Genomic DNA, 21,209 nt, shown 5'->3' with positions numbered 1-21,209 from the left:
CTGGCGCCGCGAGGCGTGGGGGTTCAAGTCCCTTCACCCGCACTTTGCGGAAGTAGTTCAGTGGTAGAACATCACCTTGCCAAGGTGGGGGTCGCGGGTTCGAATCCCGTCTTCCGCTCCAATAATTGAATGATGTGCCGGGGTGGCGGAACTGGCAGACGCACAGGACTTAAAATCCTGCGGTAGGTGACTACCGTACCGGTTCGATTCCGGTTCTCGGCACCATTTATTATTAAGAAAAGTGAATAGCTGTGAACATAGCCTAATTTTGATAGAGAATTTGGCTGATTTTCAAAAATTTAGGGATAATACATTTCTTGAGTGCGACAATACATGTTTGAAAAAAATCATTTTTAACATCGGGAAGTAGCTCAGCTTGGTAGAGCACTTGGTTTGGGACCAAGGGGTCGCAGGTTCGAATCCTGTCTTCCCGATCTTTTATTTAATATAACTAAATGGGGCCTTAGCTCAGCTGGGAGAGCGCCTGCTTTGCACGCAGGAGGTCAGCGGTTCGATCCCGCTAGGCTCCACCAATTATTTACTTTACAGGGGTACTAGTTAGAACATATGGATTCATAATCCACCTAGTTATAAGTTCTAGTCTATCGCTCGAATCGTTTATCTTATGGAGGGATACCCAAGTCTGGCTGAAGGGATCGGTCTTGAAAACCGACAGGGGAGTCAAATCCCGCAGGGGTTCGAATCCCCTTCCCTCCTCCATTTTTATATTATTATTATCGCGGGGTGGAGCAGCTCGGTAGCTCGTCGGGCTCATAACCCGAAGGTCGCAGGTTCAAATCCTGCCCCCGCAATCGTTGGTCCGGTAGTTCAGTTGGTTAGAATGCCTGCCTGTCACGCAGGAGGTCGCGGGTTCGAGTCCCGTCCGGACCGCCATTTTTAAATGGCTTAGTAGCTCAGTTGGTAGAGCAAAGGACTGAAAATCCTTGTGTCGGCGGTTCGATTCCGTCCTGAGCCACCATTTTAATTATGGCAGCTATGGCGAAGTAGTTAATTAATTGGGTTGTAGGTTCTATTTTGATCAGACACCAAGTCTGGTTTTTTTATCTTTTAGCGGGTGTAGTTTAATGGTAAAACCTCAGCCTTCCAAGCTGATGTCGTGGGTTCGATTCCCATCACCCGCTCCATTTATACATAATGGGCCTGTAGCTCAGCTGGTTAGAGCGCACGCCTGATAAGCGTGAGGTCGATGGTTCGAGTCCATTCAGGCCCATTTTATTCTTGCAATAGATCAGTGATGATTGATAGAGCAACTGAATTAGACTGTGTAGGCTAGGTGAGGGCAAGTTCTCTAACCGAAACCAGTTTTCCTAGCAGTCCTTTACATGGAGGGGTAGCGAAGTGGCTAAACGCGGCGGACTGTAAATCCGCTCCTTCGGGTTCGGCAGTTCGAATCTGCCCCCCTCCACCATCTAAAGGGGCATAGTTTAACGGTAGAACAGAGGTCTCCAAAACCTCCAGTGTGGGTTCGATTCCTACTGCCCCTGCCAATTAATTGAACAATATAATGGCGGTCGTGGCGAAGTGGTGAACGCATCGGATTGTGGCTCCGACACTCGGGGGTTCGATTCCCCTCGATCGCCCCATATTTTTAATTTTTATTGGGCTATAGCCAAGCGGTAAGGCAACGGACTTTGACTCCGTCACGCGCTGGTTCGAATCCAGCTAGCCCAGCCATTTTAAACGGAAGTAGTTCAGGGGTAGAACCTAGTTTGCCCAGGCGGCGAGTTCGAATTTGAAACTTGTCTTCTGATACATAATTTAATACAGCATAACCAAGTGGTCAAGCCAAGGTCGTAAAAGGCCATTGAAAAACAACTTTACTTCGCCTAGATACCAGATACGTAGTAATCACCGCTAGAACGTTTCTACTCAAACGGGAACAAATACCCCAGTAGGCATCCTGCACCAAATAATCTAAATAGCTCCCATTAGACAGCTTAGTTCCATCACCTTCATACCAGCCTATATTATTTTCAGTCGCTTCCTCCTCAACTAAAGCAGGGATATCCGTTTATCTGAATAAATGTTATCAGAGATTTTATGCATAGGTTCAGGTTTGATCTGTTTCTCCTCCGATGGCAAAGTAATAATCAATTTGTTTAATCAAATCATTCTGATCCCAATCTACTTAATTCTCCTCATACAATATCAGGATTTTCATGAATATATTTAGCAGCTTCATTGACTGTTATGTATACCTTATCAAGGTTTTCATCTAAGTTTACAGCTTAGTGTATTTAAGCTAACTTCTTTATCGAATTTTGGCAGCTTATTTCTTTTTTCAGAAGGATTGGTTCTATAAAGCAAAAACAAACTATAATAAAACAAGATCACATAGGCAATCGTGTAATATTTAGAAAGATAAATTTCGTTTATATATTTCAAGGAAGCCAATATGAAGCTCTTTCGAGGATATGTGATCCGTTTCATTAAGGTATTCAGGCAGGTTTTGAAGGTTAGATTAATGTTCAATTGGAATTTTAAAAAGGTTTAAGCATCTGAAATGTTTAAACCTTTGATATTATTGGGACAGTTAAAATAGCTAAAATGACAGCACATGTATTAGACGTTGTTTATTCATTTTCATTGAGTGTTTTGCGGCTCAGAACGATCGTATATGGAAGTTTCTCCAGGTCATCAGCCATTAAGGTAATATCGGCTGTTTCTAAAGCTGTACCGGTACCATCACTACTTTTCCGTATTGTTCCCTGAGCGATCTAATAGCTTGCAGCATTAATTCGGCCTTTACTTCACTTAATACTAATTAGGTGCCGATCGATTGTCCCGTCGCTTGGTTATCACGCGTTAACATGACGGTTTTTTCAATCCCTAGTTTTTGTAATTTTTGAATAATGGACAAGTTGCTTTCCCGTACCTGATCTGCTACGGCTAAGTATCCTTTAATTTCTTATTCTGTATTATAGTTGCTTACGTAGATAGAGAGAGTTTATTCTTTCTCATCTATCTTGTTTATTTTCATAGCTACTTCTTCTGTCAGCCCCTTTACCTGCTTTTAGCATACTCCCAAAAAATTTCTCTCTGTTTTGTTAACTGAACTGACTTTCCCTTGCGATGAAAAAGCTGCAAACTAAGCATGTCTTCCAAGTAACGAATATGGTGACTGATCGCAGGCTAAGAACAATACAACCTTTTTGCAGTTTCCGTGAAAGAGTTACATTCAGACAAAACGATAAATTTCTCCATTTTATCTAAAAATTTCATGTTAAACACCTCGATAAATGGATACCTTTTTAATTAAAAATAATAATAAGTATCATATTAAAACTCATAAAAGTCGGTGTCCAACCATTGATTACTTAACAGTTTTATTTGCTCGAAAGATGGGTTTGTACATTCAGAAAAAAGAAAAAATGCAACAATATTCGTCAAAGGACATTCCCTTGAACACACCGAACTTTACACATAAGCGAAAAAACCTGCTCGAAAACTTGAAAAAAACGATCATACACCTTTGAAGAGCGTTGTATTAGGTTTCTTTATCAGACACAGTCATTGAAACTTATCTTGAAAGGATGATTGAAAACATGAATCAAACGATGAATCAAACGGAAGACCAACGTACTGAAAACCTTGATGATTTACGCTTAACCGTCAAAGAAGCCGCGAAACATATTCAGGAAAGTCCTGGTGTTGTTCGGAATTGGATGAGAGAATTAAAATCTCATATTCCTACCATACAAGGCGAAAATGGCTATCACTACTTTGATCAACCGGCATTAGAAAAGTTAATATTGATCCGCCAGCTAAACCGTGATCAGAATTATTCGATTAAACAAATTGATTATTACTTTTCCAATGGTGAGACACGGGTCCAGCCTGAATCAGTCCATGTAGTCTCTAATGACATTCGTGAGGATTTAAAAACAATTGTAGATCGTCTGGAACTGCAACAGCAATTCAATCAGGCGTTGGTCACGAAACTAGACGAACAGCAGCAATACATCAAAGATTCTCTCATTAAACGGGACCAAATGCTGCTTGAATCACTTAAAGCATCACAAGAAGCCCGAAAAGCTGAAGTGAATAATAGAAAAAAGGGGTTTTTTGGGCGTATATTTCAGGTGAGTGAATAAGCTGAAGTGGTGATGTTGTTCTGGTAAAGGAGCCTGCTTTTGAAAAAGATTGATCAAAAGCAGGCTCCTTTATTTAAGAATAAATTAATGGTTTTGGAATATTCATGTCTTTTCATGTGACTGGTTGTTGTTCTTCTTTTTTAGCACGTATAACTTTTCACCCGCGATATCTTCTCTCCAAAATCAACTTCAGAAAAGCCATTTGTAAACTGATACTACCTTACTCTTATTCAGTCATAAAATACAAAATCGTCATGCTATATTTTTCAGAAAAACCTGAGGTCTTTTTACGCAATATAATATACTTAGTAGAAAACTTAAAACTATTTGAGACTCTTGTTTATGGGCTATGTATAGTTCTCTGGTCAATGGAAATCCTACTGTTATCATAGTATAAAATGGAGGATTTATTGTGACCCATAATGATCGATCAGAAGGAAAGTTACCACAGGTCCCTAAGCCCTATTGGAGAGACTTTATTGATTTGCCAGAATTTCCTCGTTTAGATAAAGATATTCATGTGGACGTTGTTATTGTAGGAGGCGGTATTACCGGAATCACATCTGCTTATCTTTTAGCAAATGAAGGGTTGAAGGTCGCTGTTTTAGAAGCAGGGAAATTATTGAACGGTACAACGGGGCACACAACTGCAAAAATTACGGCCCAGCATGACATAATATACGATGAATTCATTCAAACTATGGGGAAAAGCAAAGCCAGATTGTATTATGAAGCCAATATGGAAGCGTTAAGCTTTATCAAAAAAACCGTGGATCAGCATCAGATTAATTGTGATTTTAGCATACAAGATGCTTACATATATGCGACCACTGAGCAGTACGCAAGCAAGCTTGAAATAGAAAAGAAGGCCTATGAAAGGCTTGGTATTGATGGCGAGCTAGTTGATCACATACCCTTTGATATCGATATAAAAAATGCACTTGTCATGAAAAACCAGGCACAGTTTCATCCGATTAAATATTTGACCCACCTCATTCAAATCATCAAGGAAAAAGGCGGACTCATCTTTGAACATACGACGGCAGTGAATGTTGAAACTGGCGAGCAGCCAACCGTTCTTACCCGTAAAGGCTCACGTGTCACCGGCAGCCATGTTCTTTCCTGTTCGCATTTTCCATTTTATGAGGGACTAGGTTTTTACTCTACAAGAATGCACGCAGATCGTTCCTATATCCTTGCCGTGAAAACAAAGAAGTCTTTTCCGGGAGGGATGTACATTAGTGCTGATCAGCCAACGCGTTCCCTTCGTTCTGCAATGGTTAACGGAGAAGAAATGGTGCTTATTGGCGGTGAAGGTCATAAGACCGGTCAGGGAAAAGACACGATGGAACATTACAAAGCTTTAGAGACCTTTAGTGAACAAGTTTTTGGGGTCAATGATATCGTCTACCGTTGGTCTGCCCAAGACTTGATTACAATTGACAAAATCCCCTATATTGGGGAGATAACTGCTGGTCAACCAAATATCTTGATTGCTACTGGTTACAGAAAATGGGGAATGACAAACGGAACGACCGCTGCTCTATTATTTCGGGATATGATTTTAGACAAAAAAAATGCCTATCAAAATTTGTATACACCATCGCGGTTCTATGCGCATCCAAGTTTGAAAAATTTCTTAGTAGAGAACGCTAATGTTGCCGCCCATTTAATTAAAGGAAAACTTGAATTGCCTGCTAAAAATGCAAATGACTTATCTAACGGCGAGGGTGCAGTTATTACTATCAAAGGGCACAGAAAAGGGGCCTATAAAGATGATGGAGGGAAACTACATATTGTGGATACAACCTGCACTCACATAGGATGTGAAGTTGAATGGAACAATGGTGATCGGACCTGGGATTGCCCATGCCACGGCTCTAGGTTCTCATATACCGGAGAAGTCATTGAAGGTCCAGCAGAAAAACCGTTACAGCGGCACGATCATACGATGCTGGACAATCTTACATCCGAGGACTCCGGCTATTAATGAGTGAACTTACTGCAGCAGAATCTCTCTGCTGCAGTTTTTGATGCGATCATCAGGCGCGTTGTGAAAGTATTTGAGCCCCATCTTTAGTCTTTTAATTGTAAAGATCATTTGATAAGCAATCCCCCTCGCCTTCTTTGTCAATTTGAATGGTGACATGATACAAATAAAATTCATCTAGAAGAAGTTTTTTGGCCTTTGACAAAATTATTTGGTAATCCTCATCCCGTTCGACATAGTTGACAGTCAATTTTAAATTTAAAACAGCCTTCAATATTTAGATATTTTCAGAAATTAAATAAATATGATAACGCCAAAAGCCAAGTGTTCTTTTATCTTCATTATGTAGAGACCTAGCCCATTACAGTTCGGCAATTGCATATACAAAATAAAAAAGGCCACTGCACTGAGCAGTGAACCGACGTTTATTTTAAAATTAAGAAGATACAATGAACTCGATTGCGAGGTTTAAGAAAAATACTGTATGGACCGCCGCAAAAATAAGTCCTTGTTTATTTAAACGCTTCATCAATACTTGATCCATATTAATCACCTCATAAGTAGTTTGTAAAGTTATCATACTACAAGTTCACAGAAAGTTCAAAATATTTTTACGAATTTGTCACAAAAAATTAGAAAAGAAGTGAAAAATGTTTCTTTTAGCCTATTCAGAGGGCTTTTCCATATATAAAATCATCTATCAAAAGAATTTTTGAAATTTAAAAAAGTCTTACTATCTTCCAAAAATGTTTCTTTTTTTCTACATATCTCTCTTGTCGTTCCATTATAAAAAAATGAATAAATTCATTTTTTTATTTTATAACCTTACTTAATGATGAGATAAGACAAAGAAATATGAGAAATTAATATAATAATTGATTTTGATAATTGTTACCGGTGTTGATATAACGAACTTATCTTAAAAAGACTATGATTCTACGGAGGTTAAGCAATGTCAGTCATACATATTAACGATGGAAGTAAATTATTAGAAATTAGTTTTGAGGATATTAAAAGTACCATGGAAACCGGGCACTTATGGCTGTTGCTATCGGTTTTCGCTCTTTGCAGGTAGCGCTTAGAGAATTGTATAAAGAAAATAGTCCAGAGAGAGGAGATATCCATATTTTATCTGGTCATGGTGGACCTGGATTTCGAGATGCATTTGAATATGTCACACGAAATGCCTATCATGTAGAAACGTCTTATCCAGTTGCTGAATACGACCCGCATCGTTTAAAATCTTATCCAAAAGATATCAGCGATACTGGAAACTGGCTTCAGAATTCCTTATTCGAATTTGTTCCTTTGTTGAACCGTTAAAATTACTAGCAGCTTCTATATACAACGATGACCAAACAAGTTGGTTTGCAGATGAATTAAATGACTTAGTCGAAAAAGGGATCCTTCAGGGATTATATGGAGAAACATTTGATACAAACAAAGAAATCACAAGTGGAGAATTTGTACAATTGGTTCAGAAATCACGTGAACTTGGTCCAACGAGTGAAGAGAATGTATCGTTTACCGATGTGAGAAAAGAATACAGCTATTCCCCCGCCATTTCAGTGCTAGTAGCTTCTGATATCATAAACGGATATAAGAACGGATTATTTGTTTTTTACAAAAAGGGAGCGTCCCAAAAGTCAGTTTTCTCTGACTTTTGGGACGCTCCCTTTTTCTTCATTTGGAGAGCTTATGAGGCAGCTCCTTAAAAGAATAGCATCAAAATATAGTAAAACATCGCTGCAACTGTCGCAGAAATAGGAAGTGTAATCACCCATGTGATAAGCATACGCTGTGCTGTATCCCATTTCACGCCTTTTACCCGGTGTGAAGTACCGACACCGAGAATAGAAGAAGAGATCACATGAGTCGTACTAACCGGCAAATGAATCAGTGTAGCTGTGAAAATAATCAAAGCAGATGATAAATCAGCTGCCACACCGTTAACCGGACGAATTTTCATAATTTTACCGCCAACTGTTTTAATAATTTTCCAGCCGCCGATCGATGTTCCGAGCCCCATAGCTAGCGCACAGGAAACTTGTACCCACAACTGGATATCAGTGGTTTGTTGATAATTGTTCGCGATCAGCGCCAAGGTTATGATACCCATCGCTTTTTGTGCATCATTTGTACCGTGTGTATAGGACTGTAGGGCAGCCGTGAAAATTTGAAATGAACGAAAATTCCGATTCGTTTTCGATAGATTATTGTTTTTAAAAATGATTTTGAACAGGCTATACATGATAAATCCAACTGCAAATGCAAGTAGAGGAGAAAGAATCAATGCCTGTAAAATTTTGAAGAAACCACTGTAATTGAGTGCTTGAAATCCCGCAGATGCAATCGCAGCCCCGGCAATTGACCCGATCAGTGCATGCGATGAACTACTTGGAATGCCATAATACCATGTTAGCAAGTTCCAAAAAATTGCGGCAAGTAAAGCAGCTAAAATGACGATCGATCCATTTTCAAGCATAAAGGGATCGACAATATCTTTAGTGATGGTTTTCGCAACTCCTGTAAATGTCAATGCGCCGACGAAGTTCATGACCGCAGCAAGCATAATGGCACGGCGTGGCGTGAGTGCTTTCGTTGAAACGGCTGTTGCAATCGAATTTGCTGTGTCATGAAAACCATTGATGAAATCGAAAGCAAGAGCGAAAAAAACAATAAGAATAGTGATTATAAGTAAAGTATCCATTGTCTAATACTCCTTACGCATTTTTCATGATAATGGTTTCCAGCGTATTTGCAACGTCTTGGCATGAGTCTGCAATTTCTTCAAGATTCTCATAAATTTCTTTAATTTTAATTAACCGGATCGGATCTTTTTCAATAGTGAAAATATGTTTAATGGACTGACGTAAGACCCCATCACAAATGGTTTCATAATCTTTAATTTTAATTGCATGCGTACGAATATTTTGTAATTTTTTTGTAGACAACAATTCAATTGCTTTTACAATTTCATCCGTGCATGATCGAATCGCATCAACAAACTTTAGCATATATTCATCTGCTTGCATCACAGAATACATTTCGAAAATAGCTGCTGTTTCTTCTAACCCATCCAATACATCATCCATACTCATCGCCAGCGCTAAAATATCTTCCCGCTCAATCGGTGTAATAAATGAATTATTTAATTCTTTAATGGTTTGATGAATATACTCATCACCTTGAGTTTCAAATCTTTTCATTTCTTCCGAAAATATTTTTAAATCACTGGCATTTTTCAATTTATAGTCTGCGAAATAATAAGCTCCTTCTTTTAAATTTAAAGAAATGGATTCAAGCAGAATAGAAAATTTATCTTTTTTATTTTTAAACATCTAAAAGGCCCCCTGTTTTTTATATGAATAACCAGTCTATTTTACCCGAAAAATGTCGAAAAAAACAGGTTTTTTATAATAGTTGGGTTTGAGGCTATTTCGATAACTTAATCAGAGGGGAAAAATCAAAAAATGTCAAACTTTCTACTCTTTTGTGCATTTTGATGATCGGATATGCATCAAAAATATAAAAAGCTAATCAGCTTTATGGATGAATCATACTTATTTCAGAAAAATTATCATGAATTAAGAGCTGGTTATTTTACTAATGAACTGTCCCCAATAAGGACTTGTTTTAGTCATTTTTTATTAATTCCGACTATATATATGTAAATAATCGTTAATAGAGAGTCCACCTTTGCCTTACTATAACACCCATTTCTTTGTTACCTAAAACTGGTGCTCTGGTACTTTCACAATTTTAAAACGGGTCGATATTTTATGAAAAGAAGTGAATTAGTGAGAAAAAGGGCCATGCTTCTCGCTTACATGGCCAATGTTTTCGCTTACATTCACTTTGATTAAACGCTACTTATATAAGACAATATAATCATCCTAATTGGATAAATAATCCGTTCCAAAAAAGAACTTACAAAAACATGCAAGCATGGAATTGTCATTGAACAAACGAAATTAAAATGAAAATAAAATTTCAATTATAGTGAAAAATTTCAAAAAGAAAGGAATGGTTAAATGTATTCGGTAGAAGAAATTACAAATGAGTTATTAAACGGAGAATTTGGTTATCAAGAGGTTCATTTTATTGAGAAAGAGTTTTTACCGGGAGAAGGAGATCAATACATCGGATTTATCTACGATGTAAAAGGAACTTTCGATGGTAATAATTATGAAGTCAGTGTGTTTTCTCATGATGGCTCGACGTTCGAAATAAGAAAAGATAGTGATCAGGGATTTGATGATTTAGAAGGAAAATTTACATTATAATAGTTGGGTTGTCTCTAGTCAGTTTTCACTGACTAAAGACAACCCTTTTGAATTTAACTGATCAAAAGAAGTTGATTACTTTCTGATTACAAGAAGAACAAATCAGTTTTTTAAAATTTATTTAACAATAAATACTGGGCACGTGATTTTTTGCACTACATGATGGCTAACACTGCCTAAGAACATCTCTTTTAATCCACTTAGTCCCCGGCTGCCCATTACGATAAGATCAGCATCAGATTGTTGTACAAAATCTACAATCACTGGAGCAGGGTTTCCTTCTATAATAAATGTTTTTGTCTCGTTTGGAACCGCTTTCAATTCTTGTTCTACTTCAATCATCATTTCCTTTGCCGCTTCGAGATTAGCTTCATGCGTTGCATCAGCTGCACCGTAATAAACGGGCGCTACAGGTCTATCCACAACTGTGATCACATTTAATACAATTTTTTCATCTTGTTTTGCTAGATTTATAGCTCTTGCCAATGCTTTTTTACCTAATTCAGATCCATCGTAAGCAACAACAATCTTTGACATAATTGTTAGCATAGACAACAATCCCCTTTTAATGAATTATGTACTCATGCTCATTCTAAACGTACGAATGGATTGAAGTCAATATTTTGACTATAAAAAAGCAGGGTACCTTGAGCGGTCCCTGCCTCTTCTAATTCAACTGCAATGGTTCTTTAACATTCATTTATACTATACACTTTTTCAAGTTATAAAGTTTAATAGTTTAAAGATGGTAGCAAATTATTAGGCTTTCTTTAATTTAAGCATGAAAATTCGTGCCGTCTGTCGTTGCTTTGATGATGCCGGCGCGGATGACAAAGTCACCGAAGTGTTCGCCTTCTTGCCGTTCTTTCGCATAGCGTGGAAGAATCACACGCAGTTCGTTCAAAATTTCTTCTTCACCGATGTTTTCACGGTGCATTTTGCTTAAGCGGCTGCCGTCAAAGGCTGCACCGAGATACATGTTGTATTTGCCAGGTGCTTTGCCGATAAAACCAATTTCTCCGAGTGCATGACGGGCACACCCGTTCGGACATCCAGTCATACGAATGGTAATTTCTTTGTCCCGCAGGCCGTTTTCATCGACAATGGCATCGATCTTATCAAGTAAAACCGGCAAATAACGTTCTGCTTCTGCCATCGCTAATCCACATGTTGGAAGAGCAACACATGCGATTGAACTGCGTCGTAGTGCTGAGTAATACTTGCCATCCGTCAAGCCGTATTGTTCGATCAGTTCGCTAATTTTTTTCTTTTTCTGACTAGATACGTTGGCAATGATCAGATTTTGATTGGCCGTCAGACGAATATCACCAGTATGGATTTTAGCGATTTCGCGTAAACCGGTCATCAACTTGTAATCATCAACATCCGCAACGCGGCCTCCTTCGACAAACAGCGTAAAATGCCATTTACCTTGAATACCTTTTACCCAGCCATAACGGTCACCGTTATTGTCGAAATGATACGGTTTCGCTTCATCCAGGCTCCAGCCAAGACGGCTTTCCAGTTCAGCCTTTACCGTTTCCAGCCCGAGGCGGTCAACGGTGTACTTGAACCGGGCATTTTTGCGGACGGAACGATTTCCGTAATCGCGCTGAATCGTAATGACTTTTTCCGCCACATCAAGAATTTGGTCTGGCGTACAAAAGCCGATTACTTTGGAGAGCTGCGGATATGTTGCTGTATCACCGTGTGACATGCCCATGCCGCCGCCGATCGCTATATTAAAACCGACAAGCTTGCCATCTTCCACAACCGCAATGAAGCCAAGATCTTGTGAAAAAACATCAATGTCATTCGATGGCGGAACGGCGATACCGATCTTAAACTTACGCGGCAAGTAAAGCGGTCCGTACATTGGTTCCACTTCTTCTACTTCCGGTGTACCTACTACTTTTTCTTCATCCAGCCAAATTTCATGATACGCTCTTGTCCGAGGTAATAGATAATCACTCAATTTTTTTGACCATTCATACACTTCAGAATGGATCTCTGATTCATCTGGATTCGAGATACACATAACGTTACGATTCACATCGCCGCACGCCGCAATCGTATCCAGCATAGATGCATGGATTTCCTGAATGGTTTTTTTCATATTCCATTTTAAAATACCATGCATTTGAAACGTCTGACGTGTTGTCAATTTTAAGGTACCGTTGCCGTATTTTTGGGCAAGATCGTCCATGACAAGCCACTGAGCAGGCTGTGCCACACCGCCTGGCATACGGACACGCAGCATGAACTGATACGCGGGTTCCAATTTTTGCTTTTGACGCTCGTTGCGGAAGTCCCGGTCATCCTGCAAATAGCTGCCGTGATGTTTCATCAGACGATTGTCATCGTCTGGAATTCCAGCGCTGATCCGATCCAGCATCACTTCTTTCAGTGTGCCGCGCAAATAGTTGCTTTTTTCTTTAATATCCTCAACATCACTTGGAGGGCCTTCCGGCGCTTTTAATAGTGTGTTCTTCACCATATTGATTCTCTCCTTTCAATCCAAAATCAGTACACATCACGCTGGTAACGTTTTTGCTGCTGCATATCGGCAACATACGCTTCCGCTTTTTCACGACTCATATTGCCTTCTTTTTCAATAATATCGATCAACGTGTTTTGAACGTCATGTGCCATGTATTTCTCATCGCCACAGACATAGAGTGACGCGCCTTGTTCAAGCCACTCGAACAATTCTTTGCTGTGTTCAAGCATACGGTGCTGAACGTACACTTTTTCATCTGTATCACGTGAGAATGCGACATCCATTTTGGTCAGCACGCCGTCTTTCAACCATTTTTGCCATTCTGTTTGATATAAGAAATCGGTCACAAAGTGCTGGTCGCCAAAGAATAACCATGACTTTCCTTCTGTACCGCTTTCTTCACGCTCTTGCATAAAGGAACGGAACGGCGCAATACCCGTTCCCGGTCCAACCATAATAATCGGCGTGTCCGGATTTTCCGGCAGTTTGAAGTTTTGGTTATGCTGAATGTAAACCGGCAATGTGTCACCTGGCTCAAGACGATCTGCACATAAAACGGAGCAGACGCCATTCCGATCGCGTCCATGTGTAGTATAGCGGACCGCGCCGATTGTCACATGGACTTCATCTGGATTCGACGTTAAGCTGCTTGCAATCGAGTAAAGACGTGCCGGCATTTTACGTAAAAGATCCGAAAACTCCTGCGAAGATATGCCAAACGGACCGAAGTCTTTGACAACATCAAGCAAATCGCGTCCTTCAATATAATCTTTCAGTTTATCTTCATTGCCAGAACTGATTAATTCATGCAATTCATCGATATTAGTCAGTTGAGCAATTTTTTCCAAAAGCGGTTTTGTTAGAACGGTAATTTCATAATGCGATGTAAATGCCTCCCGCAATGAACGAATATCACCTTGTTTATTAATCGTTATGGTTTCATCCGGATTCGAATTCAATGCTTGAATAAGCTCGTTGACAAGTTCCGGATCGTTTTGTGGGTAAATGCCAAGCGCATCGCCAGGCTGATAAGTAAGACCGGAGCCTTCAAGCGAAATTTCAAGATGGCGTGTTTCTTTATTTGAGCCGCGGCCGTTCAAATTCAAGTTTTCGAGTACTTCTGCATAAAACGGATTTGTTCTCGAATAAATCGTTTCGCCAGCTGTGGCTGTTCCTGCTGCCGGAGCAGCTGCGCTTCCTGCCACCTGTGCTTCACTTAAACCATTTAGGACACTTTCAACCCATTCCGCTGCCGGTTCATCGAAGTCAAGGTCACAGTCGACACGCGATGTAATACGTTCGCCGCCAAGCTCTTCAAGACGCTTATCGAATTGTTTTCCTGTTTCGCAGAAAAATTCATATGAACTGTCACCAAGCGATAAAACGGAAAAGCGGAGATCGTCTAGTTTCGGTGCCCGTCTGCCATGAAGAAACTCATGGAATGACAGCGCGTTATCTGGAGGATCGCCTTCTCCATGTGTGCTTACGATAATAAGCAAGTTTTGGACTTTCTTCAAATTATTAGGTTTAAAATCGCTCATGGATGAGATAGTTACTTGAAAGCCACGCCCTTCAAGCGTCTTGCCCGCATTATTCGCAAGCCCCTGCGCGTTGCCCGTCTGTGATCCGTAAAGAATGGTCACTTCTTTTGAGATTGTCTGTTCGGTGTTCCCCGCAGGAAGTTCTGCCACCGGTGCTTCTGGCGTTCCTGGAATGGAAGTAGACTGGGATGCAGCTAGATAACCGCTCAGCCAGACTTTTTGTGATTCTGTCAAGGTCGGCAGAATGCGGTTAAGGAGCTCTGCCTGCTCCTGATTAAAAGGACTATTTATTACCTGAAGTTGCAATCGATATCCACCTCACAAAAGAATATAAATTTATTGTACGTCATTTTATTTATAATTGACTGACTTCAACAATTCTCGCCATTCACTTCTCAGTACAAAAATGATTAGATTTATCGTAGCTATATTATTCCCATAAGTCAAGTTGGTTTTATTTATACAAACCATTAGTAAATACTTATGATTTTGTCCATTTTTATGAATTCTTACAGACCTTACGAGCGGGAAAGCCCACTCCTTCAGGTGTGGGATGATAGCGAGGTCGAACCGGGCATGTCTTCAGGCATGTCAAAGGTTCGATTTTTTTCTTTTAGTTTATCTCTCTTGTATATAGAACGCTTGTTTGATATACTTGATACAACCTAATTTTCTGGAAAGGAGGAATGAAGTGGAAACAATTTCTTTAAAGCTGGAACTAATGAAGCCAACCCATGCAAAAGAACAGATATACGGCAAAATGACCGAATTAAACACCGGCTTTTCCAATTGGCTTCTTCAGTATGATGAACTTTCAAAAGCCACTTCGAAGGTCTACAAACTTTTTTCTGCGGACAAATTGCCTTCGGCCATTGTCAACCAAACCATCCGGGAAGTGAAGTCACAAAAGAAGAATCAAAAAGCAAAAACCTTTCGCCGTTTCTGGTGTACCTTTAACAACCAAAAATTAAAAGTTGAAAAGGAAAACGGCTTATACAAACTCTCTTTTCCTACATTAGAGAAACGGGTCGGTGTTCCCGTTGTGGCAGAGCTCTATCAGCAGCATTGGCTTGATAAAGTATTGTCCGGCGAAGCAAAATTAGGTGCCGGCAAGCTTTATGAGAAAAAAGGGAAATGGTATATGTCTGTGGCGGTTTCCTTTGAACCGAAGGTTGTTTCCTCTTCTTCTAAAGTGATGGGTGTAGATGTAGGGCTAAATTATTTAGCTGTTGCTTCAATAGGGACAAATTCATTGTTTTTCAAAGGTAACGAGGCTGCTTTTATTCGAAGAACATTTTCTTCAAGGAGAAAAATCTTAGGAAGAAATAAGCTTCTTTCTGTTATTAAAGCCTCTAAAAATAAAGAATCCCAATGGATGAAAAATCTGAACCATAAAATAAGCCGGCAAATCGTTCGTTTCGCTGCAGAGAACGGTGTTCGCTGCATTCGAATGGAAGATTTGACAGGTATTCGCCGTAAAGCCAAATCAAAAAAAGATGCAGGTAGAAATCTGCACTCTTGGGCACATTATCAGCTTCAACAGTTTATTGAATACAAAGCAAAAATGGCAGGGGTTCAAGTTGAATATGTGAATCCACATCATACCTCTCAAACATGTAAATGTGGCCATGTAGACAAAAAGAATCGAAAAAGACACACGTTTGTGTGTGTCAAATGTCAGTATAAACTTCATGCTGATGCGAATGCGGCCATTAATATTTCAAAAGCCATCAGCGGCCTTTCAAAAAAGAAACACAAGCAAGCAGCTTAATCTAGTCCTGTGGTAACAGCAGGACCGCCTGTAACGTACATCTATGTCCGAAGGCATAGATAACGCAGCAGGATGGGCTGATGACACCGCCCCTAACTGAAGGCGAGTTCTAAACAGAAATGGACTGGGAACGCGTTCGCACTTCAGAATCCCACCCGTCTCACCGCAAGGTGAAGGGCTTGCGGCTTTAGCCGTGGGAGTGTCAATGTTGATTTTCTTAACGAACGAATAGGTACGTTCTATTTACTATTTAAGTGTCTTCCATTCAAGATGTCAACCAGGTTGTCCAATTAATCAAAAGAAGAACTTCATATTAAATAGGGGTAGCTCAAAAGCTACTTTCATTTAATTCTTGTTTAATATCTTAAGGCTAAGTTTTAAGTTACATATTCCGCCGATATTGTCCACCAACATCATATAGAGCTGATGTAATTTGGCCAAGGGATGCTACTTTTACACATTCCATTAGTTCTTCAAAAATATTGCCGTGTTGTAGAGCTACTTGCTTTAGTCGATTCAGTGCTTTTGGTGCTTCCTCTTTATGTCGAGACCAGAAATCATTCAGATGGCGGATCTGGGTTTGTTTTTCTTCTTCTGTTGAACGCGCTAATTCAATTTTGTATGCGTTATCATCCGCATTTGGATTGATGAAAGTATTGACTCCGATAATCGGCAATTCTCCAGAGTGTTTTTTATGTTCATAATAAAGCGATTCTTCCTGGATTTTTCCGCGTTGATATTGTGTTTCCATTGCACCAAGTACGCCCCCCCGATCATGGATACGCGTGAATTCAGCTAATACCGCTTTTTCGACAAGATCGGTCAGCTCATCAATAATAAAAGCCCCTTGCAGCGGGTTTTCATTCTTCACGATTCCGAATTCTTTATTGATGATCATTTGAATGGCCATGGCCCGGCGTACGGAATTTTCTGTCGGTGTTGTGATGGCTTCATCATAGGCGTTCGTATGCAAAGAGTTACAGTTGTCATTAATCGCAATCAATGCTTGCAGCGTCGTACGGATATCATTGAAGTCCATTTCTTGTGCATGAAGGGAGCGGCCTGATGTTTGGATATGGTATTTAAGCTTTTGGCTTCGTTCATTCCCACCATACTTATTTTTGATAACAGTGGACCAAATTCGACGTGCGACACGCCCCATGACTGTATATTCAGGATCTAACCCGTTACTGAAAAAGAAGGAAAGATTCGGTGCAAAATCATCAATATTCATTCCGCGACTTAAGTAATACTCCACAAAAGTGAAGCCATTCGCGAGCGTAAAGGCCAATTGAGAAATCGGGTTTGCTCCTGCTTCAGCGATGTGATACCCGCTAATACTGACAGAATAGTAGTTGCGTATTTTATGATCAATGAAATACTGCTGAATATCTCCCATCATTTTGAGTGCAAACTCGGTAGAAAAGATGCAAGTATTCTGACCTTGGTCTTCTTTTAGAATATCGGCTTGCACGGTGCCGCGCACCGTTTGCATCGTCCACTCCTTGATCTGCTCAAATTCTTTTTTGTATGGCTGTCTTCCATTTCTCTCTGTAAACTTTTCAACCTGCTGATCAATAGCCGCATTCATGAACATAGCTAATATAATAGGTGCTGGTCCATTTATAGTCATAGATACACTTGTGGATGGATGACAAAGATCAAATCCTTTATAGAGCTTTTTCATATCATCCACTGTACATATATTTACGCCGCTGTTTCCGATCTTCCCATAAATATCAGGTCGATAATCTGGATCGTGACCATATAACGTGACACTGTCAAAAGCGGTAGATAATCGTTTTGCCTCATCGTTTTGGCAGAGGTAATGAAAGCGTCGATTAGTTCGATCGGGTGTCCCTTCCCCGGCAAACTGACGTTTGGGGTCCTCGTTGGTACGTTTAAATGGAAACACACCGGCTGTATATGGAAAAGTTCCCGGTAGATTTTCTTTCATTAGCCAGCGGAGAATTTCTCCAGGATCTTCAAACTTTGGAACACTGACGCGTGGAATTTTATTTCCAGCTAGTGATTCTGTATATAATTCCGTGATAATTTCTTTCCCGCGAACATTCGTAACGAGTTGATTTTGTTGGTAGATCTCACGGATTTTTGACCATTCATCCACCATTTTTTTGCATTCTGGATGAATTCTCTCTTCATAATCAGCAATCATGTCATCTAGCTTGTCCATAAAAGCTTGAGCTTCTTCCTGAGAAATTATTTGTCCATTGTCCTTTTCCATAAGTGCTTTTGTTCCTCGCAATTGAAATCGTTTTCGGATCAAATCCACTTGTTCTTCTAAAAATTGCTGATATTGATAAACCGTTTGGACAATTTCACTTAAATAAGCTGTTCTGTCAGGTGGGATAACAAGGTTTTGTTTTGTCACTTTTTTAAATTCAGTGTCATAGTCTGTTGGCCAACTGCTATTTGTTTTCTCCTCGACCACCTTCATTAAATTAGCAAAGAGTATGTTGGTTCCTAGGTCATTAAACTGGCTGGCAATGGTTCCGAATACCGGCAAATCCACATCCGGAAGTTCAAATAACTGACGGCTTCTCTGAAATTGCTTACGAACATCACGCAGCGCATCTTCAGATCCACGGCGTTCAAATTTGTTAATGACAATTAGATCAGCGAAATCAATCATATCGATTTTTTCAAGCTGGGTGGTCGCACCAAATTCGCTTGTCATTACATACATGGATATATCACATAAATCAACAATGCCAGAAGCCCCTTGTCCGATTCCACTTGTTTCAATAATGACGAAATCATAGCCAGCTACTTTGACTACATCGATGGCTTCCTTTGTGGCAAGACTTAATTCTGTATTGGATCCCCGAGTTGCTAGACTTCGCATGTAAACACGTGGATCGTTAATCGCATTCATGCGAATACGGTCTCCGAGTAATGCCCCTCCTGTTTTCATCTTAGAAGGATCCACGCAGATAATTGCAATGGAGCGATCTGGGAATTGCCTAAGATAACGTCTCACCAATTCATCAGTTAATGAGCTTTTCCCTGCCCCTCCAGTTCCTGTTATCCCTAAGACGGGTGGTACATTTGGAACTTCTGCCAGCCTTTCTTTTAAAGAAATGGAATTCTTCGTCTTATTCATCACTTGATTTTCTTCAGCAATCGTAATTAATTGTGCGATTGAACCCCAATGTTTTTCTTGTAACTGAGTCATCCCTTGATCCATATGTTTCGGCGTTGGATAATCGGTTTCCCGAATCATATGGTTAATCATGCCTTGCATTCCAAGTTCCCGGCCATCATCCGGTGAAAAGATTTTAGCAATGCCATAATCCATCAATTCCTTTATCTCAGCTGGAATGATGACACCACCACCTCCTGCAAAAATTTTGATGTGACCGGCTCCTTTTTCTCGAAGCAAATCATACATATATTTCAAATATTCTATGTGTCCACCCTGATAGGTACTTATAGCAATCCCTTGTACATCTTCCTGAATGGCGGCATTCACGACTTCGTCCACGGAGCGGTTGTGACCTAAATGAATCACTTCCACGCCTGAAGCTTGGAGAATACGCCGCATAATATTAATGGCCGCATCATGGCCGTCAAATAGGGATGCCGCTGTTATAAAGCGAACATGATGCTTTGGTCTTAAAATTTGTGTTTTCAAACGCTATCTCGCCTCACTTCATCCTTTTATTAGTCCTTTATAAGGTACCCTGCAATCACCAATCGTTGAATTTCTTGTGTACCTTCATAAATTTGTGTGATCTTTGCATCACGCATATAGCGCTCTACCGGATAATCTTTTGTATAACCGTAACCGCCCAATATTTGAACCGCTTCTGTTGTTACTTTCATCGCTGTATCACCGGCCAACAGTTTTGACATAGCGGACGCTTTTCCATACGGAAAACCATTAGATTCCAGCCAAGCAGCCTGATAGGTTAAAAGACGGGAAGCTTCAATTGCTATTGCCATATCAGCCAGCTTAAAAGAAATACCTTGATTTACAGCAATAGACTTACCAAATTGCTTCCGTTCTTTTGCATACCAAATGGCGGTATCCATTGCGCCTTGGGCAATTCCGACAGCTTGAGCCGCAATGCCGTTTCGTCCACCATCAAGTGTCATCATAGCTATTTTGAATCCTTCTCCTTCTTTGCCTAAAATATTTTCTTTAGGGACACGGCAATCTTCAAATATAATCTCTGTCGTTGGGGAGGAGCGAATACCCAGTTTCCTTTCTTTTTTTCCGACAGAAAAGCCAGGAAAATCTTTTTCGACGATAAAAGAGGTTATACCATATTTTCCAGAGGAAGGATCTGTCAAAGCAAAAACAATATACGTATCCGCAATACCGCCATTTGTAATAAAGATTTTGGATCCATTTAAGATATAATCGTTACCCTCTAATCGGGCAGTTGTTTTCATACCACCTGCATCTGAACCTGAACCAGGTTCAGTTAATCCGTAGGCACCGATTTTTTCTCCTTGTGCCATCGGTTTTAAATATTTTTGTTTTTGTTCCTCTGTTCCAAATTTGAAGACAGGCCATCCTGCTAATGAAGTATGTGCAGAGAGTGTTACCCCTGTTGAGGCGCACACACGGGACAATTCTTCCACCGCTATGCAGTAAGAGATATAATCACTGCCAATACCTCCATACTCTTCAGGCCAAGGAATACCTGTTAAACCAAGCTCCGCCATCTGACGAAAAATCTCCATATCAAAGCGTTCTTCTTCATCCCGTTCATCCGCTGTTGGTGCTACCTCCTTTTTTGCAAAATCCCGTACCATCTTTCGGATCATTTCGTGCTCTTCTGATACTTGAAAATTCATTGTATTTCCCCACCTTTTTATTTTGTCAAATATATGTGAATGATCATTCTTTACGTTTCCTTTTTTCAAAAACCTCAGTTTCACCTTTTAATTTTTTATGTAGACGTAGACTCTACAAAACATGAATAGTTTTTAATCTAAGAGAGAAAAAAGGATAAAAAAAGATGGTTTTTATCCTT

General features: G+C 40.0%; 14 protein-coding genes, 14 tRNA genes and 1 pseudogene. 20 read left to right on the top strand and 9 right to left on the bottom strand.

The genetic code is table 11. The features are described from left to right. Positions 1-46: 46 nt before the first annotated feature. The 14 genes from A3M5_RS0121150 (at position 47) to A3M5_RS0121085 (ending at position 1,695) form a co-directional block, all read left to right on the top strand. A tRNA-Gly gene (locus A3M5_RS0121150) sits at positions 47-121 on the top strand. A gap of 15 nt (positions 122-136) precedes the next feature. Then, positions 137-225, top strand: a tRNA-Leu gene (locus tag A3M5_RS0121145). A gap of 135 nt (positions 226-360) precedes the next feature. Further along, a tRNA-Pro gene (locus A3M5_RS0121140) sits at positions 361-434 on the top strand. A gap of 23 nt (positions 435-457) precedes the next feature. Further along, positions 458-533, top strand: a tRNA-Ala gene (locus A3M5_RS0121135). A 94-nt stretch (positions 534-627) separates the two neighbouring features. Further along, positions 628-720: transfer RNA gene (locus tag A3M5_RS0121130), tRNA-Ser, on the top strand. Positions 721-738: 18 nt separating this feature from the next. Continuing rightward, positions 739-812 (top strand) — tRNA-Met (locus tag A3M5_RS0121125). 5 nt (positions 813-817) lie between these two features. Then, positions 818-894, top strand: a tRNA-Asp gene (locus tag A3M5_RS0121120). 9 nt (positions 895-903) lie between these two features. Then, positions 904-979, top strand: a tRNA-Phe gene (locus A3M5_RS0121115). 92 nt (positions 980-1,071) lie between these two features. Beyond that, positions 1,072-1,145, top strand: a tRNA-Gly gene (locus tag A3M5_RS0121110). A gap of 12 nt (positions 1,146-1,157) precedes the next feature. Then, a tRNA-Ile gene (locus A3M5_RS0121105) sits at positions 1,158-1,231 on the top strand. A 114-nt stretch (positions 1,232-1,345) separates the two neighbouring features. Then, positions 1,346-1,429, top strand: a tRNA-Tyr gene (locus A3M5_RS0121100). A gap of 5 nt (positions 1,430-1,434) precedes the next feature. After that, positions 1,435-1,508 (top strand) — tRNA-Trp (locus A3M5_RS0121095). A gap of 20 nt (positions 1,509-1,528) precedes the next feature. Next, positions 1,529-1,604, top strand: a tRNA-His gene (locus A3M5_RS0121090). Between the two features lie 16 nt (positions 1,605-1,620). Further along, positions 1,621-1,695: transfer RNA gene (locus A3M5_RS0121085), tRNA-Gln, on the top strand. A 914-nt stretch (positions 1,696-2,609) separates the two neighbouring features. On the opposite strand, the pseudogene A3M5_RS26290 reads toward A3M5_RS0121085, so the two are convergent. Both A3M5_RS26290 and A3M5_RS26730 read right to left on the bottom strand, forming a co-directional pair. Further along, positions 2,610-2,929, bottom strand: a pseudogene (locus A3M5_RS26290) (cation-transporting P-type ATPase); the annotation flags it as partial. A gap of 95 nt (positions 2,930-3,024) precedes the next feature. After that, the gene (locus A3M5_RS26730; protein ID WP_152333508.1) at positions 3,025-3,147 is read right to left on the bottom strand and encodes a LysR family transcriptional regulator; all 123 of its coding nucleotides are present in this window, start codon (positions 3,145-3,147) and stop codon (positions 3,025-3,027) included. Positions 3,148-3,566: 419 nt separating this feature from the next. On the opposite strand from A3M5_RS26730, the gene A3M5_RS0121080 reads away from it, so the two are divergent. The 4 genes from A3M5_RS0121080 (at position 3,567) to A3M5_RS26725 (ending at position 7,820) form a co-directional block, all read left to right on the top strand. Next, entirely contained in the window at positions 3,567-4,115 is a 549-nt protein-coding gene (locus A3M5_RS0121080; protein WP_018395760.1) for a MerR family transcriptional regulator, read from the top strand. A gap of 412 nt (positions 4,116-4,527) precedes the next feature. Continuing rightward, on the top strand, positions 4,528-6,105 hold the full coding sequence (locus A3M5_RS0121075) for an FAD-dependent oxidoreductase (protein ID WP_018395759.1): 1,578 nt from the start codon (positions 4,528-4,530) through the stop codon (positions 6,103-6,105). A gap of 1,038 nt (positions 6,106-7,143) precedes the next feature. After that, positions 7,144-7,428 (top strand): hypothetical protein, encoded by a 285-nt coding sequence (locus A3M5_RS23445; protein ID WP_018395757.1) that lies wholly within the window; start codon positions 7,144-7,146, stop codon positions 7,426-7,428. Further along, entirely contained in the window at positions 7,326-7,820 is a 495-nt protein-coding gene (locus A3M5_RS26725; RefSeq protein WP_353643389.1) for an S-layer homology domain-containing protein, read from the top strand. Before A3M5_RS23445 ends, A3M5_RS26725 begins: the two co-directional genes overlap by 103 nt. Here the strand turns inward: A3M5_RS26725 and A3M5_RS0121055 are convergent. Both A3M5_RS0121055 and A3M5_RS0121050 read right to left on the bottom strand, forming a co-directional pair. Then, the gene (locus A3M5_RS0121055) at positions 7,817-8,815 is read right to left on the bottom strand and encodes an inorganic phosphate transporter (protein WP_018395755.1); all 999 of its coding nucleotides are present in this window, start codon (positions 8,813-8,815) and stop codon (positions 7,817-7,819) included. The two genes, A3M5_RS26725 and A3M5_RS0121055, sit on opposite strands and share 4 nt — an antisense overlap. A gap of 13 nt (positions 8,816-8,828) precedes the next feature. After that, positions 8,829-9,446: a DUF47 domain-containing protein gene (locus A3M5_RS0121050; protein ID WP_018395754.1), complete on the bottom strand. Its 618-nt coding sequence runs from the start codon at positions 9,444-9,446 to the stop codon at positions 8,829-8,831. Between the two features lie 693 nt (positions 9,447-10,139). Here A3M5_RS0121050 and A3M5_RS0121045 point away from each other — a divergent pair. Further along, positions 10,140-10,391: a hypothetical protein gene (locus A3M5_RS0121045; protein WP_018395753.1), complete on the top strand. Its 252-nt coding sequence runs from the start codon at positions 10,140-10,142 to the stop codon at positions 10,389-10,391. A gap of 117 nt (positions 10,392-10,508) precedes the next feature. On the opposite strand, the gene A3M5_RS0121040 is transcribed toward A3M5_RS0121045, so the two are convergent. From A3M5_RS0121040 to A3M5_RS0121030, 3 genes are all read right to left on the bottom strand, one after another. Then, positions 10,509-10,940, bottom strand: coding sequence for a universal stress protein (locus A3M5_RS0121040; protein ID WP_018395752.1), 432 nt, complete (start codon positions 10,938-10,940; stop codon positions 10,509-10,511). A 226-nt stretch (positions 10,941-11,166) separates the two neighbouring features. Beyond that, the gene (gene cysI / locus A3M5_RS0121035) at positions 11,167-12,888 is read right to left on the bottom strand and encodes an assimilatory sulfite reductase (NADPH) hemoprotein subunit (protein WP_018395751.1); all 1,722 of its coding nucleotides are present in this window, start codon (positions 12,886-12,888) and stop codon (positions 11,167-11,169) included. Between the two features lie 26 nt (positions 12,889-12,914). Next, the gene (locus A3M5_RS0121030; RefSeq protein ID WP_018395750.1) at positions 12,915-14,738 is read right to left on the bottom strand and encodes an assimilatory sulfite reductase (NADPH) flavoprotein subunit; all 1,824 of its coding nucleotides are present in this window, start codon (positions 14,736-14,738) and stop codon (positions 12,915-12,917) included. Positions 14,739-15,123: 385 nt separating this feature from the next. Here A3M5_RS0121030 and A3M5_RS0121025 point away from each other — a divergent pair, with 385 nt between their 5' ends. Further along, on the top strand, positions 15,124-16,203 hold the full coding sequence (locus A3M5_RS0121025) for an RNA-guided endonuclease InsQ/TnpB family protein (protein ID WP_018395749.1): 1,080 nt from the start codon (positions 15,124-15,126) through the stop codon (positions 16,201-16,203). Between the two features lie 382 nt (positions 16,204-16,585). On the opposite strand, the gene icmF is transcribed toward A3M5_RS0121025, so the two are convergent. Further along, entirely contained in the window at positions 16,586-19,858 is a 3,273-nt protein-coding gene (gene icmF, locus A3M5_RS0121020; protein ID WP_018395748.1) for a fused isobutyryl-CoA mutase/GTPase IcmF, read from the bottom strand. A 29-nt stretch (positions 19,859-19,887) separates the two neighbouring features. Next, positions 19,888-21,030: an acyl-CoA dehydrogenase gene (locus A3M5_RS0121015; protein ID WP_018395747.1), complete on the bottom strand. Its 1,143-nt coding sequence runs from the start codon at positions 21,028-21,030 to the stop codon at positions 19,888-19,890. Between the last annotated feature and the right edge of the window lie 179 nt (positions 21,031-21,209).

Source organism: Bacillus sp. 37MA (genome assembly GCF_000372765.1).
Classification (GTDB): domain Bacteria; phylum Bacillota; class Bacilli; order Bacillales; family Domibacillaceae; genus Domibacillus; species Domibacillus aminovorans.
The sequence above is the reverse complement of the archived record's forward strand: the minus strand, read 5'-3'. Positions and strand labels throughout refer to the sequence as shown.

Excerpts from the sequence above, each read along its gene's own strand:
- A3M5_RS0121045 (WP_018395753.1), top strand. The coding sequence starts at position 10,140 with ATGTATTCGGTAGAAGAAATTACAAATGAGTTATTAAACGGAGAATTT.
- A3M5_RS0121050 (WP_018395754.1), bottom strand. The coding sequence starts at position 9,446 with ATGTTTAAAAATAAAAAAGATAAATTTTCTATTCTGCTTGAATCCATT.
- A3M5_RS0121080 (WP_018395760.1), top strand. The coding sequence starts at position 3,567 with ATGAATCAAACGATGAATCAAACGGAAGACCAACGTACTGAAAACCTT.
- A3M5_RS0121015 (WP_018395747.1), bottom strand. The coding sequence starts at position 21,030 with ATGAATTTTCAAGTATCAGAAGAGCACGAAATGATCCGAAAGATGGTA.
- A3M5_RS23445 (WP_018395757.1), top strand. The coding sequence starts at position 7,144 with ATGGCTGTTGCTATCGGTTTTCGCTCTTTGCAGGTAGCGCTTAGAGAA.
- cysI (WP_018395751.1), bottom strand. The coding sequence starts at position 12,888 with ATGGTGAAGAACACACTATTAAAAGCGCCGGAAGGCCCTCCAAGTGAT.
- A3M5_RS0121040 (WP_018395752.1), bottom strand. The coding sequence starts at position 10,940 with ATGCTAACAATTATGTCAAAGATTGTTGTTGCTTACGATGGATCTGAA.
- A3M5_RS0121055 (WP_018395755.1), bottom strand. The coding sequence starts at position 8,815 with ATGGATACTTTACTTATAATCACTATTCTTATTGTTTTTTTCGCTCTT.